Annotated in this window: 11 protein-coding genes and 1 pseudogene; 7 read left to right on the top strand and 5 right to left on the bottom strand. The window is 71.1% G+C overall.

Going from position 1 to position 13,682, the window contains the following annotated elements; all coding sequences use genetic code 11:
- Window positions 1-517: 517 nt before the first annotated feature.
- The 4 genes from C1I98_RS23345 (at window position 518) to C1I98_RS23330 (ending at window position 4,802) form a co-directional block, all read left to right on the top strand.
- Window positions 518-718, top strand: coding sequence for a cold-shock protein (locus C1I98_RS23345; protein WP_106250594.1), 201 nt, complete (start codon window positions 518-520; stop codon window positions 716-718).
- A gap of 552 nt (window positions 719-1,270) precedes the next feature.
- Complete coding sequence (groL, locus tag C1I98_RS23340) at window positions 1,271-2,896, top strand: chaperonin GroEL (protein WP_111169567.1); 1,626 nt, start codon at window positions 1,271-1,273, stop codon at window positions 2,894-2,896.
- A gap of 284 nt (window positions 2,897-3,180) precedes the next feature.
- The gene (locus C1I98_RS23335; protein ID WP_111169566.1) at window positions 3,181-3,942 is read left to right on the top strand and encodes a L,D-transpeptidase; all 762 of its coding nucleotides are present in this window, start codon (window positions 3,181-3,183) and stop codon (window positions 3,940-3,942) included.
- 59 nt (window positions 3,943-4,001) lie between these two features.
- A complete protein-coding gene (locus C1I98_RS23330) occupies window positions 4,002-4,802 on the top strand; it encodes a choice-of-anchor P family protein (protein WP_111169565.1) in 801 nt (266 codons plus the stop codon).
- Between the two features lie 313 nt (window positions 4,803-5,115).
- On the opposite strand, the gene C1I98_RS23325 is transcribed toward C1I98_RS23330, so the two are convergent.
- Together C1I98_RS23325 and C1I98_RS23320 are read right to left on the bottom strand one after the other, a co-directional pair.
- Window positions 5,116-5,406 carry a GNAT family N-acetyltransferase gene (locus C1I98_RS23325; protein WP_233508105.1) on the bottom strand — a complete coding sequence of 97 codons (291 nt, stop codon included), beginning with the start codon at window positions 5,404-5,406 and terminating at the stop codon, window positions 5,116-5,118.
- A gap of 14 nt (window positions 5,407-5,420) precedes the next feature.
- Entirely contained in the window at window positions 5,421-7,484 is a 2,064-nt protein-coding gene (locus tag C1I98_RS23320) for a HelD family protein (protein ID WP_111169564.1), read from the bottom strand.
- A 249-nt stretch (window positions 7,485-7,733) separates the two neighbouring features.
- On the opposite strand from C1I98_RS23320, the gene C1I98_RS23315 reads away from it, so the two are divergent.
- A complete protein-coding gene (locus C1I98_RS23315) occupies window positions 7,734-8,015 on the top strand; it encodes a hypothetical protein (RefSeq protein WP_146607583.1) in 282 nt (93 codons plus the stop codon).
- Between the two features lie 312 nt (window positions 8,016-8,327).
- On the opposite strand, the gene C1I98_RS23310 is transcribed toward C1I98_RS23315, so the two are convergent.
- The 3 genes from C1I98_RS23310 to C1I98_RS23300 all read right to left on the bottom strand — a co-directional run bounded on the left by C1I98_RS23310 (window position 8,328) and on the right by C1I98_RS23300 (window position 13,074).
- Window positions 8,328-9,992 carry a DNA repair helicase XPB gene (locus tag C1I98_RS23310; RefSeq protein ID WP_111169562.1) on the bottom strand — a complete coding sequence of 555 codons (1,665 nt, stop codon included), beginning with the start codon at window positions 9,990-9,992 and terminating at the stop codon, window positions 8,328-8,330.
- A 103-nt stretch (window positions 9,993-10,095) separates the two neighbouring features.
- On the bottom strand, window positions 10,096-10,596 hold the full coding sequence (locus C1I98_RS43085) for a hypothetical protein (RefSeq protein WP_199537148.1): 501 nt from the start codon (window positions 10,594-10,596) through the stop codon (window positions 10,096-10,098).
- An 81-nt stretch (window positions 10,597-10,677) separates the two neighbouring features.
- A complete protein-coding gene (locus C1I98_RS23300; protein WP_111169561.1) occupies window positions 10,678-13,074 on the bottom strand; it encodes a helicase-associated domain-containing protein in 2,397 nt (798 codons plus the stop codon).
- A gap of 128 nt (window positions 13,075-13,202) precedes the next feature.
- Between C1I98_RS23300 and C1I98_RS23295 the strand changes: the two genes are divergently transcribed.
- Together C1I98_RS23295 and C1I98_RS23290 are read left to right on the top strand one after the other, a co-directional pair.
- Window positions 13,203-13,418, top strand: a complete 216-nt coding sequence (locus tag C1I98_RS23295) for a hypothetical protein (protein ID WP_146607582.1) — start codon at window positions 13,203-13,205, stop codon at window positions 13,416-13,418.
- 48 nt (window positions 13,419-13,466) lie between these two features.
- Window positions 13,467-13,682, top strand: a pseudogene (locus C1I98_RS23290) (hypothetical protein); the annotation flags it as partial.

Raw genomic sequence — 13,682 nt, 5'->3', positions numbered from 1 at the left:
CCCCCGGGAAGCGCTCCCACCTGCCAGGAGAGGCCCCGGCAGGGAGGCGGTGGTCACAGAACTCCAACCACTTCATTACATCGGGTGGGGGCCCATAACGGGACGAGGGGGTTGGACCGCTGTGTGCGGGTTGTGCGGGAAGCGTCGCAGTCCGTGGAGGGAATGGGGTTATGGCCCCGGAAGTCTGTGTCCAGGGCGCCCCAAGACGGGCGGCTAAGCGGGCACTGTTCCATTCCCGTCATAGGTAATGGTGCAAGATTTAACCATAGATTCGATGGAAGAAAAGTCTCTCAACAAGCTATGAGCGATCGTCAAGAGTGAGTTTGCGCCCTGACTCTGTTGCTCAATGCCGTCCCACAGGTATGGTCGAGTTCGATCGACGTTGCCGAGTACGAGTAAGAAGTTGGTCTCCCAACTATCCGGGAGTTCCACACTTCCGGCTCTATCTCCGCCTCGGAGATCGCGGGCCGCGCAGAGGAATGGGTGCGGCCCGGAGCCCAGCAAGAGGAGTCGGAAAGTGGCGCAGGGCACCGTCAAGTGGTTCAACGCGGACAAGGGCTACGGCTTCATCGCGGTAGACGGTGGTAAGGATGTGTTTGTCCATTACTCGGCAATCATGATGGACGGTTACCGTTCGTTGGAGCAGGGCCAGCGGGTGGAGTTCGAGATCACCCAGGGGCAGAAGGGGCCCCAGGCTGAGTCCGTCCGGACGGTCTGAGCCGCATAGCCGGCCCGTCGGCGTCGAGGGTGACCCCGAGCCGCCGGGCGGGTGAGGCGGGTCATCCACACGTGGAACGTCTGGTGGGCCGGTGTGTCCGGAAAGCGTGCGGCAGCGCAGTCCGCGCGGTTCCGCCGGATGCCGCCGGCCCACCCGAAGGGACCGGGCCTTCCCCTTTTCGCAGTTCGGTCCCTTTCCTTACCGCAAAAACTGCACAATCACGCAAACACACGCCGTATCCAGATCCGCCGGTGGCCGGTGACCCTCACCAGGCCATCGGCGGATCAGCGTTGCGGGCGACGCGCGCGGGCGCCCCAGGAGGGGTGAGAGATCGGCAGGTCAGCAGGTCACGAGGGTTCACGCTTGCACTCCCCGGGGTAGAGTGCTAAACAGTTCGTTGGCACTCTCCTGTCGAGAGTGACAAACCGGGATCGAGGCGATGGGGCCTCGCCGACCACGACGTCCGGTGTCGTGTGGAAGCGGGTCCACATGCCGTCGCGGGCGTCGGCTCGATCCGCTGCAAGCCACCCTGTATCTGGGAGGTCTAGCCTTATGGCAGCCAAGATGATCGCGTTTGACGAGGACGCCCGGCGCGGTCTCGAGCGCGGTATGAACCAGCTCGCCGACGCCGTGAAGGTGACCCTTGGGCCCAAGGGCCGCAACGTCGTGCTGGAGAAGAAGTGGGGCGCCCCCACGATCACCAACGACGGTGTGTCGATCGCCAAGGAGATCGAGCTGGAGGACCCGTGGGAGAAGATCGGGGCCGAGCTCGTCAAGGAGGTCGCCAAGAAGACCGACGACGTCGCGGGTGACGGCACCACCACGGCCACCGTGCTCGCCCAGGCGCTGGTGCGCGAGGGGCTGCGCAACGTGGCGGCGGGCGCCAACCCGATGGCCCTGAAGAAGGGCATCGAGGCGGCCGTGGAGCGGGTCAGCGAGGAGCTGTCCAAGCTGGCCAAGGACGTGGAGACCAAGGAGCAGATCGCCTCCACCGCGTCCATCTCCGCCGCCGACCCCGAGATCGGCTCGCTCATCGCCGAGGCGATGGACAAGGTCGGCAAGGAAGGCGTCATCACCGTCGAGGAGAGCAACACCTTCGGGTTGGAGCTGGAGCTCACCGAGGGCATGCGCTTCGACAAGGGCTACGTCTCGGGCTACTTCGTGACCGACCCCGAGCGCATGGAGGCGGTCTTCGAGGACGCCTACATCCTCATCGTCAACTCCAAGATCTCGGCCAACAAGGACCTGCTGCCGCTGCTCGACAAGGTCGTGCAGGCCGGCAAGCCGCTGGTCATCATCGCCGAGGACATCGAGGGCGAGGCCCTGGCCACCCTCGTGGTCAACAAGATCCGTGGCCTGTTCCGCTCCGTCGCGGTCAAGGCGCCGGGCTTCGGTGACCGTCGCAAGGCCATGCTGGGCGACATCGCCACGCTGACCGGTGGTCAGGTGGTCTCCGAGGAGCTGGGCCTGAAGCTGGAGACGGCGGGCCTGGACCTGCTGGGCCGGGCGCGGAAGATCGTGGTGACCAAGGACGAGACCACGATCGTGGACGGCGCCGGGGATGCCGAGCAGATCGCCGGCCGGGTGAACCAGATCCGGGCCGAGATCGACAACACCGATTCGGACTACGACCGGGAGAAGCTGCAGGAGCGGCTGGCCAAGCTGGCCGGCGGCGTTGCGGTGATCAAGGCCGGTGCGGCGACCGAGGTGGAGCTGAAGGAGCGCAAGCACCGTATCGAGGACGCGGTCCGCAACGCCAAGGCGGCCGTGGAGGAGGGCATCGTGCCCGGCGGTGGTGTGGCGCTGTTGCAGGCGGGCACCAAGGCGTTCGACAAGCTGGAGCTGTCGGGCGATGAGGCGACCGGCGCGGCGATCGTGCGCAAGTCGCTGGAGGAGCCGCTGAAGCAGATCGCGGTGAACGCGGGGCTTGAGGGCGGCGTGGTCGTGGAGAAGGTGCGCAACCTGACCCCGGGTGAGGGCCTGAACGCGGCGACGGGTGAGTACGTCAACATGTTCCAGGCGGGCATTCTGGACCCGGCGAAGGTGACCCGTTCGGCGCTGCAGAACGCGGCGTCGATCGCGGCGCTGTTCCTGACGACCGAGGCCGTCATCGCCGAGAAGCCGGAGAAGGAGAAGGCCCCGGCGATGCCGGGCGGCGGCGGCGACATGGACTTCTGAGTCCACGTCACCACGTCACCACGTCACCACGTCACCACGTCACCACAGCGACACAAAGAGGGCGGCTCCCATCGGGGGCCGCCCTCTTCGCGTTCCGGCGCCTCGTCCCGTGGCCTCGAACGGCGGCTCGCGGGCGGGACAAGGCCGGTTCTGCGGCGGGCAGGGCCGAGGGGGCCTGTGCCAGTGGCCCGTAAACCCTGGGTCTGCACTTGTCCGTGCGGCTGATCGGCCGATCGGGGCCTCGATAGTCTCCCCCGGGTCGGACAGCCAGCAGGGGAGCTTTCATGAGCCAGCGAGCGGCGAGGAGGAGACCGTACGGCGGCATCTCCATCGTGGCCGTGCTCATGATGTTCGCGGCGGGTTCGAGCGTGTCGCCTGAGGCGGGGATGACCTTCCTGCCGCAGGCGACCACGTTCACGGCGCTGGGCGGGGTGGCGCGGGACACCGCGCCGCTTTCGGAGGGGACGGGCGTGGTGGTTCATCCGGTCGGAGATCGGCCGGTCCACGCGCGTCCCGGCGGTCCGCCCGTCGCGGTGTTGCCGAGTCTGCAGCTCGGCAACCCGACGTGGGTGCCCGTCGTCCAGACCAAGCCAGGGTGGCTCAAGGTCCTTCTTCCTTCGCGTCCCAACCGCGCGACAGGGTGGATCTCCGGGGCGGGGGGCGGCCTTCGGGTCGCACGGACGCCCTACCTGGTAAGGGTCGAAAGGGCGGCGCGGCGTCTGACGGTCTACAGGTCCGGGCGGGCGATCGGCCGGTGGACCGTCGGAGTGGGCGCTCCCAAGACGCCCACTCCGCTGGGGCGGACCTTCGTGCTCGCGTTGCTGCGCGGGCAGGGAGAGTCCGGCTCGACTGTCATGCCCACGGGAACGCATTCCGCAACGCTGGATTCCTACGGCGGCGGGCCGGGGACCGTTGCGTTCCATGGCTGGCCCGACAAGTCGGTCTTCGGCAGGGCCGTCAGTCACGGGTGCATCCGAGCGCCCGACAGCGCGCTCGAAGCGCTGTCGCGGGTACCGCTCGGCACCGTCGTCATCATCACGCGCTAGGCGTCCGCCGGAGCACCACGCCTGGCCGCATTCGAAATCTGTCACCCACAGGGGGGAAAATGGGTCTCAGCAGACACCTCGTCGGGGCCGCGGCACTCGCCATCGCCGCCGCCTCGACGCTGGTGAGCGCCGCCGCGTCGGCCTCACAGGCGAGTACCGACTCGCCGTCCACCGCCCACGTGCTCTCGGCCAACGGGCCGGTGCACATCAACCCGATTCCGAAGGTCGAGTCGCCGCAGGGCCAGGCGGCCCGCAGGGTCGCGCTGGGCAGCCACGAAGACCAGCTCATCACCGCCACCGGCCTGCTGGCCACGGCGGACGAGTCCCGCTCCGAGGCCAGCGCGGCGCACATCCGCACGCTGGAGAAGCGGATCACCGCGGACGCCATCAAGTCCACTTGTGCGGGCGGCGAAGGGGTCACCACCCTGGCCGGCGCCCGTATCGGGGACCGCCCCATCGAGGCGAACCCCGCGCCCAACACCACCATCCCGGTGGACCTCGGCAAGGCCGGCACCGCCTCGGTCACGCTGAACAAGCAGGTCCGGGGGGCCGACGGCCGGCTGAACGTCACCGGAATGGCGGTGACCGTCCCGGTCAGCGAGGGCAAGTCCCAGACGGTGGACGTCGCCTCTGTCGCGTGCGGCGGCACGGGCGAGGACGCCAGTTCCATCGACCAGAGCGCCGACAACGGCGACCACGGCGACAACGGCGCCCACGAGGACGGCAGCGCCGTGGACCGGGCCCAGGACGGCGACGCGATCAAGCCGGCCGACGTCTCCGACGTGGTGCGGCGGGACAAGGTCGAGGAGGCGGCCCCGGCCCCGGTGCCGGCAGAGGTCGACCTCCCGGTCGCCGGCTGATCAACGGTTCGCGACCGCAACAGGACCCGGGACCACGACAGGACCCGGGACCGTGACAGGACCCGGGACCGTGACAGGCGGGGGCATGGGGAACGACGGCCGGTAGAACTCGTTCCACAGCCCCCGCCGGCTCATTTCCGGACGGCCGCCGCACGCGGCGGTGGGGCCGGGGTCACCGGGGGAGCGGCTTGACCCAGCGCCGCCGCTGCGGCTGGCGGGTGTAGCCCGCGGCGCTCCAGGCGTGGTGCGCGAGGGCGTTGTCCTGGAGCACCATCGCGTCGGCACGGAACGCGCCGAACCGGATGAACCGCGCCTACGCGGCGGCCGGCAGCGTCGTCGCGATCCGCTTGCGCCGGTGATCGGGATGTACGGCCAGGCGGTAGAAGTGCGCGCGCCAGCCGTCCCAGCCCGCGATCAGCGTGCCGACGAGCTCCCCGTCCAGCTCGGCGAGGAGCAGCGCCTCGGGGTCGTGCCGGATCAGCGCGGTCACCTGATCAGCGGAATCGTGCCGATCGGTGTCCTCGGCCGCCTCGCGCCAGAAGTCCAACACCGGCGTGATGTCCGCCAGAGTGCCGAACCGAACTTCTACCCCGAACTCCCCCATAAACCGAAAAACTACTACGAAGCCGACGGCGACCCGTCGACGAGGGCGGCCGGTAGTTCATGGGCGTGTACGACGGTCAGCGTGGTGACCGCACGGGTCAGCACCACGTACAGGCGGGCCAGACCGCGAGGTTCGGCGGCCACGATGTCGGCCGGCTCCACGACGATCACATGGTCGTACTCAAGACCCTTGGCCAGCGTCGCCGGGACCATCAGCAGGCGGTGCTCGCCCGTGGAGTCGGGGCCGAGGACGCCGTGTTCCAGGCCGGCCGTGCCGAGCGCGGCCGACAGGGCGGCGATGGCGGCGTCGGGGGCGATCACGCCGATCGATCCCTCGCGGCCGAGCGCTTCGCGGACCGCGGTCTCGACCGCACCGGGGAGGGCGCCGGCGGCGGCCCGCCGTACCGAAAGGGAGCCCGCGCCGGGCCGCAGCGAACGCGGGACGGCCAGCTCAGGGGCCACCTCGGGAAGCAGCCTCGCGGCGAAGTCCAGGACCTCTCTGGGCACCCGGAAGCCGAGCGTCAGCTCGGTCACCTCGCCGGAGTCGCGGCCCAGGTGGGTGAGCACCGCGTGCCACGAGCGGGTCGACCACGGCGTGGTGCCCTGGGCGAGGTCGCCGAGCACGGTCGCCGACCCGTTACGGCAGCGCCGCCCGAGCGCGCGCAACTGCATGGGCGAGAGGTCTTGCGCCTCGTCCACCACGACGTGGCCGATGGACGGCGTGCGCTCGATGAGGTCGGCCAGCTCGTCCAGCAGTGCCGCGTCGGCCGCCGTCCATTTGGCCGACTTGTGCGACCGCGGCGGCTTGGCCCAGGTCAGCAGCTCGCGCTCGGCCGGTTCGAGGTCGGATCTGGCGGATCTGGCCAGGAACTCGGCGTCGCTCAGCAGGCGGAACAGAACCTGCTCGGGCGTCACCTTCGGCCACACGGCGTCAAGGACCTGCTTGACCGGTTTGGAGCGGGCGACCGCGTCCTGGACCCGGTCGTCCGGCGACTCGCCGCGCTGTTCCATCCGCACCAGCACGGCGTGCGCCAGCCGTTGCGCGAGGGCGGCGCGGCCGGGGCTGTACCGGGTGGTGCCGCGCAGCGAGGCGACGATCTCGCGTACCTCGTGGTCGGCGACCCGGAAGCGGCTCGCCCCGCGGGTGTAGAGGACGCCCTCGGTGGGCTTGGTGACGTGCAGCCACAGCGCGCGCTTCAGGATCGCGGCCATCCGGGGGTCGCCCTTGAGCGCGGCCACCGCCGGGTCTTCGGGGGCGGCGTGCTCGCCGACGATGCCGGCGATGGTGGTCTGCTCCACCTTGACCTCGCCCAGCGCGGGGAGCACCGAGGAGATGTAGGACAGGAACGCGCGGTTCGGACCGACGATCATGACGCCGGAGCGGGCCAGCTTCTCCCGGTGGGTGAACAGCAGGTACGCGGCCCGGTGCAGCCCCACGGCGGTCTTGCCGGTGCCCGGCGCGCCCTGCACGCACACGGTCAGGCCCAGGTCGGCGCGGACGATGTCGTCCTGGTCGGGCTGGATGGTGGCGACGATGTCGCGCATCGGGCCGGTGCGCGGGCGCTCGATCTCCTCGGTGAGGATGCGGGAGGCGGCGGGCGCGTCGCCGTCGGCGCCTTCGAGGTGCTCGTCCTCGAAGGCGGTCAGCGTACCGCCGTGGTAGCCGAACCTGCGGCGGCGCGTGATGTCCATCGGCTGGGCCGGGCTGGCCTGGTAGAAGGCCCGGGAGACCGGGGCGCGCCAGTCGATGACGAGCGGGCGGCTGCCCTCGTCGTGGATGTGCCGGCGGCCGACGTGGATTGTGCCGGGCAGGTCGTCGTCGGCCGAGCGGTCCAGGCGGCCGAAGAAGAGCGGCGCGTCGGGGTGGTCGGCCAGCGCCTCCACCCGCTCCTCCAGCAGGGCCTGGAGGATCTGCTGGGACACCCAGTCGCCCGCCGCGTCGGCGGACAGCGACCGGGCGTGCTCGCGCATCGTGCGCAACGCCGCGCGGGAGAGGGCCAGGTGCCGCCGCTCGGCGGCGAGTACGTCGCCGGGGTCGTCACCCTCCCGTATGTCTGGGGCGAGCCTGTTCGCGGGCATGCTGAAGCGGCCTCCTTGCCGGATCGGGGACGTTACGGCGGCGCGGGGGAGCCGCGCGCGTACGACGTTGGAACGGAGGTGATGATGGATTGAGGTCAGAACCCACTAGCCTAGCGCTACGGCGAGCGGGGGCTCCACGTATTAAATCGGCGCGCTTCGCGGCGGGTTCGCTGACTGAGATGGCGCCGGACCGGGTAATTTTGCGGAGTGACACGCCGGCAAGTTGCGATATCTCCCGTTATACCGACCGTGGCGGTGCTGCTGCTGGCCGCACTGTGGGGTGCGTCGGTCTATGCGGGGTGGGGGCTTGAGGCGTTCTGCTCGCCGGGGGAGCCGGGGGATCAGTGCGCCCGCCGGTTGGAGGTGGTCTCCACGATCTCCGGCCTGTTCGCGGTGGTGGCGGGGAGTTCTTCGGTGGCGGCATGGCTGACGCGCTCGCCGCGAGCCTTCCTGCCGCTCATGATCGTGGCGATCGGGTCGTGGGTGACTGCGGAGGCCGTGTTGTTCTTGGGGGGAATGCTCGTCGGGTGATTATTCCGGCACCGTGCGTCATTCTAGGAGTTTTTCCGGAAAAAGCCTCGCGAGTCCGGTGATTGGACCGGATCATGGGGTATGCCGCAGTTGGCCAAGGCCGGGCCAAGCGAGGGGGTGGTGGGAATGTCAAAGACCCGCGGAATCTCGTGGACCTGACAAATCCGTGACGTGTTCGCCAGCGTCCAGTCGGTTCGCTGGCGTCCAGTCGGGCGATCGGCTATTCGCCGGCGAGCACGTCAGCAAACGACCCGCGTTATATGTCCGGATTTGGGTGGAATGTCACTATCGGTCGCAAGTCGCTGTCGGCCGCTATGAGTCCGCTGAGGGCCGGTCTTCTCTGAGCACGTCGTCGGCGTCGACGATCTGATAGGCGTACCCCTGTTCGGCCAGGAAACGCTGCCGGTGCGCGGCGAAGTCCTGGTCCACGGTGTCGCGGCTGACCACCGAGTAGAAGCGGGCCCCGCCGCCGCCCGCCTTCGGGCGCAGCACCCGGCCGAGCCGCTGGGCCTCCTCCTGGCGTGAGCCGAAGGTGCCCGAGACCTGGATGGCGATCGACGCCTCCGGCAGGTCGATGGAGAAGTTCGCGACCTTGGACACCACCAGCACCCGGAGCTCCTTGTCGCGGAACGCCTGGAACAGCCGCTCCCGCTCGCGGATGCGGGTTTCGCCCTTGATGACCGGCGCGCCGAGATGGTCGCCCAGCTCGTCGAGCTGGTCGATGTACTGGCCGATGACCAGCACCTGCTCATCCGTGTGGCGGCGGACCAGCGCCTCGGCGACCCTGGTCTTGGCCGGGGTGCTCGCGCAGAACCGGTAGCGCTCGTCGGCCTCGGCCATCGCGTACGCCAGCCGCTCGTCATCGCTCAGCGTGACACGGACCTCGACGCAGTCGGCCGGGGCGATCCAGCCCTGGTTTTCCATCTCCTTCCACGGCGAGTCGTACCGCTTGGGCCCGATCAGCGAGAACACGTCGCCCTCCCGGCCGTCCTCGCGCACCAGCGTGGCGGTCAGCCCGAGGCGGCGGCGGGCCTGGAGGTCGGCCGTCATCCGGAAGATCGGCGCGGGCAGCAGGTGGACCTCGTCGTAGACGACCAGCCCCCAGTCGCGGGCGTCGAACAGCTCAAGGTGCCTGTAGACGCCCTGCCGCCGGGTGGTCATCACCTGGTACGTCGCGATGGTGACCGGGCGGATCTCCTTGCGGGTGCCGGTGTACTCGCCGATCTCCGACTCGGTCAGCGACGTGCGGCGCAGCAGTTCCTGCTTCCACTGGTGGGCGCTGACCGTGTTGGTCACCAGGATCAGCGTCGTGGCCTGGGCGTGCGCCATCGCGGTCGCGCCGACGATGGTCTTGCCCGCGCCGCACGGCAGCACGACCACGCCGGACCCGCCGTGCCAGAACGAGTCGGCCGCCTCGCGCTGGTACTGGCGCACCTGCCAGCCGTCCTCGTTGAGCTTGATCGGGTGGGCCTCGCCGTCCACGTAGCCGGCCAGGTCCTCGGCGGGCCAGCCCAGCTTGAGCAGGGCCTGCTTGAGGGTGCCGCGCTCGGACGGGTGGACGGCCACGGAGTCGCCGTCGATGCGCGGGCCGAGCAGCGGTGCGATCTTCTTGGACCGCAGCACCTCCTCAAGGACCGCCCGGTCGGAGGTGGACAGCGCCAGCCCGTGGACGGGGTGCTTCTCCAGGCGCAGCCTGCCGTACCTGGCCATGGTCTCGGCCACGTCGACCAGCAGCGCGTGCGGGACCGGGTAGCGGCTGTGCGCGATCAGCGCGTCCACCACCTGCTCGGCGTCGTGACCCGCGGCGCGGGCGTTCCACAGCGCCAGTGGGGTGACCCGGTAGGTGTGGACGTGCTCGGGCGCGCGTTCCAGCTCGGCGAACGGCGCGATCGCCTTACGGCACGCGTCGGCCGCGGGGTGATCGACCTCCAGCAGCAGGGTCTTGTCGGACTGGACGATCAGCGGGCCGTCGTTCAAGGCTGTCTCCCGGGGGTCCGTACGGCTGACCTCTATCCAACAAGACGGCGGGTCCCCGCAATCCCGCGAACGGTTAAAACGTGGGCCGCGGCCCACGGGGCGGTCAGATGAAGTCCTGGTTGGCCGCCACGATGAGCAGTACGAGGCCCACGACCAGCAGGGCGATGTTGATGCCGATGCTGATCCAGGCCCAGCGCAGGAGGGTCCGCGCCCGGTCGGGCTCGGTGTCCACCCTGCTGAGCGCGATGCCGGAAAGGATCGCCCCGGCGACGCCGCCGAGGGTGACATAGCAACTGAAGCCCAGGACGATGCTGACGACCAGGGCGATGATGGCGTGTGTGCGCGGCGCGTCCGGGTTGCGGTACTGCGGGTGTCCCTGGCCGTGACCATAGGGCGGGTACTGCCCGTAGCCCGGCTGCCCTGGGCCCGGTCCGTAGCCCGGCTGCCCGTGACCGGGTTGTCCATAGCCGGGTTGTCCATAGCCGGGCTGTCCGTAACCCGGTTGTCCGTAGTCCGACTCCCCGTACCCCGGCTGACCCGGAGCAGGACCGTACCCCGGCTGCCCGTAGCCCGGCCCCTGAGGGTCATCTGATGGGGTGCTCACTTCGTGTCTTTCGTTCGGCCGTGCATGGACACGTCAAGAGATACCACGTTATGCCGGGCGGAGTCCCGTGGCGGCGAGCGTTCAGCCGCCGTCCGACACCTCGGAGACCCCGGTGATCCGATGCAGCGCGAACCGGTGGACCGCGGCCCGCGTCTCGTCGTACGCGGTCAGGTAGCCGCCCTCCATCCGGGCGGGCTCCAGGATGCGGCTGGTCGCCTGCCCCTGGTTGTCGAGATAGCCGATCCACACCCGGCCGCCCTGCCGGATCGCCTGCTGCAACGCGCTGATCGTGGCCGTGGCGGGCGACCGCGGCACCTGGCCGCCCGGCGACTCCACCGGCGGCCGCCTGGCCCGGTGCGCGGCGTCGCCCGCGCGGATCGCGCGGACCGCCGCCGCCACCACGTCGCGGTCCAGCCCGCCGACCAGCGTGACCGGGCGGGCGGGCGGCGCGCCCTCCGCGCGGCGGGCGTCGAGCTGGGACACGATCACGTCGCCGTCCAGCGACTCGGCGACCGGCGCGTACCCCATCGCGCGCAGGCCGTCCACCAGGGCCGCCCGCGCCGAGCGGGACGCGATCACGGTGGGCGCGAGCCGGCGCAGCCGCAGCGGCACGGTTCGGCGGTCGGCCTGTACCTGGTCGAGGACGGCGGGGTCGTCGCAGCGGATGTACGCGCCCGCCGTACCGACCCTGATCCGCCCGTGCCTACGCGCCACGTCGGTGACCAGGTAGTTCAGTGGCTGTGGTACCGGGGTCGCGGAGTGGTGGGCGAGCATCGCCAGCAGCTCCTCGCCGCTCTGCCCCGCGTCGAGGGCGCGGCGGATCGAGCTCTCGCTGAACCGGTAGACCGTCGCCCCGCCCGTGGACTCCACGTCGGCGGCCAGCGTGAGCCTGCGCCGCAGGTCGCCGGTGAGCGGGCCGGGCGCGACGGCGGTGAGGTCGGCCTGGAGGAGTACGTGGTCGATCGGCTCGGGCAGCAGTGGGCCGAGCAGCTTGGCGGCCTGCGCGGTGTCGCCGGACGCCAGCGCGCGGCCGTGCCCGGCCAGCACGCCGAGGCCGGTCACGCCGATCTGCTCGGCCTCGCGCAGCGTGAAGTCCACCAGCCGGTCGCGGTAGGCGCCGCGGCGGCGGGGCTGCTCCCAGGCCAGCCGGTCACGGACGGACGCGGGGTCGGGCGCGACGCCCGGCCCGGCCGCGGCCAGCATCGCCAGCGTGGCGGTGCGGACCTCGCGGGCGGCCCCTCTGCGCAGCTCGGGGGTGAGCGCGTTCAGCAGCCGGTCGCGGTCGTCGCGCTCACCGGCGAGGCCGGGCGCGCGGTCCGTGGCGAGCCAGTTCCCGGCCACCGCCGCCCAGCGCTCCTCGCCCGGCTTGACGCGCCAGGCGTCGTACGCCGGGCTGGGCAGCCACTCGCCGTCCACCCCGCCGGAGGCCACGATCAGCCCGGCCGCGTACGCGACCTCCGCGACCAGCGCCGTCGACCACTCGGGTAGTTCGAGCACCTGAGCGGCGCGTTTCAGGTCGCGTACGGCGAGCCCGCCCGTGCGTAGTACGCCCGGCGGGTCGAAGCTCCACCGCTCGCACAACTCCTCCACCGCGCGGACGAACATGAACGCCTGCCCCGCCGCCGTGCGGTCGGTCAGCGCGGCGTCACGCTCGGGGCCGCGCAGCGGCGGCGGCGAGGTCAGCAGGTCGCGGTGCAGACGGCCGTCGCGCAGGTACAGGGCGACCTCGCGGGGGAGCGCCACGGTCTCGTCGCCGGTCGCGCCGAGCAGCCCGCGGGCCAGCAACTCCTCGATGGGCGACTGCGCCGTGTCCGCGCGTACGGCACGGCGGGCGTTGGCCAGCCGCCCGGCGGCAGGGCCCCAGGCCAGCTCGTCGAGTGCGGCCCTGGCCTGCGGCGAGACCTCCGTGACCAGGCGTTCGACCACGGCGGGGTCGCCGAGCAGGACGGGCACCTCGCCGTCGCGGTGGCCCGCGCCGATGTCGTGGGTGATCTCGGCCAGCCGTTCCGGCGAGTGGTGGCGGAAGACGTCGGCGGCGGGCGGGCCGAGCCCGGCGGGCGGCGACAGCGCCTCCCTCACCCCCGGAGCGGGCATGGGCGAGTCGTCGGGACCGTAGACGAGGGCGAGGCCGCGCAACCGGCGCAGCGTGCCGCTGAGGGCCGCTTCGAGGTCACCGGCCGCGCTCTCGCGCAGGCCACGGGCCAGCACATCGCGCAGCTCGACCAGGTCGGCGGGGGCGGGCAGCAGGACGAGGGTTTCGAGCACGGCGAGCGCGAAGCGGTCCAGCCGGTCCAGCGCCCGGCCGGTGGCCGACGGCGTGACGGCCCGCGCGGCCAGCCCCTCGACGTGCGCGGGCACGGGGGTGACCAGCTCAGGACGGGCGGCGACGAGAGCGCGCAGCTCCTCATCGTCGCGCCCGCGCAGCCAGTCGGCGAACTCGACGCTCACCGGCGTCCCCCTCTCAGGTCCAGCTTTCATGGTATGGCGGCGAACGACCAGGTCATGATCGCCTCCTGCCGCTACCGTGGGATGCCTGCGTGACGGAGGAGGCGACGGCATGAACAAGCGTGCCGACCGGCTGGCCTGCGTTGCGGGGAGGCGACGGCATGAGCGAGCGTGCCGACCGGCTGGTCTTGGGCGATGTGAGCCCCTTGCGCGTGGATGCCGGCGAGGCGGGGGCGGCGACGGCGGGCCTGAGTGTGTTGACCGGCTGGTTCTGGCGTACGCGGGTAGGGCGGCCGGTCTCGCGCGTGGATGCCGGCGAGGCGTCGGCGGTGACGGCGTGCCTGAGCGTGTCGGTCGGCTGGTTCTGGTGTACGTGAGCAAGGCAGCCGGCCTCGCGTGTGGATGCCTGCGGAGGAGGTGCTGGTGTGAGCGAGCGTGCCGATCGGCTGGTCTTGGACTATGTGAGTAGGGCGGCCGACCTCGCGCACGGCGTACTCCGCCAGGACGAGCGGCTGGCGTTCGTGGCCGAGCTGCGCGCGCGGATCGAGGCGGACCGGGCGGGCACCGGCGACCCCAAGGCCGTGGCCAGGGTGCTGGCCCGCCTCGGCGACCCCGCCGCCCTGGTCGAAGCGGCCAAGGCC

Origin of the sequence: Spongiactinospora gelatinilytica (assembly GCF_003236385.1) — a bacterium.
GTDB lineage: Bacteria > Actinomycetota > Actinomycetes > Streptosporangiales > Streptosporangiaceae > Spongiactinospora > Spongiactinospora gelatinilytica.
Note: the sequence above shows the minus strand (reverse complement) of the source record. Positions and strands in the feature narration are given on the sequence as shown.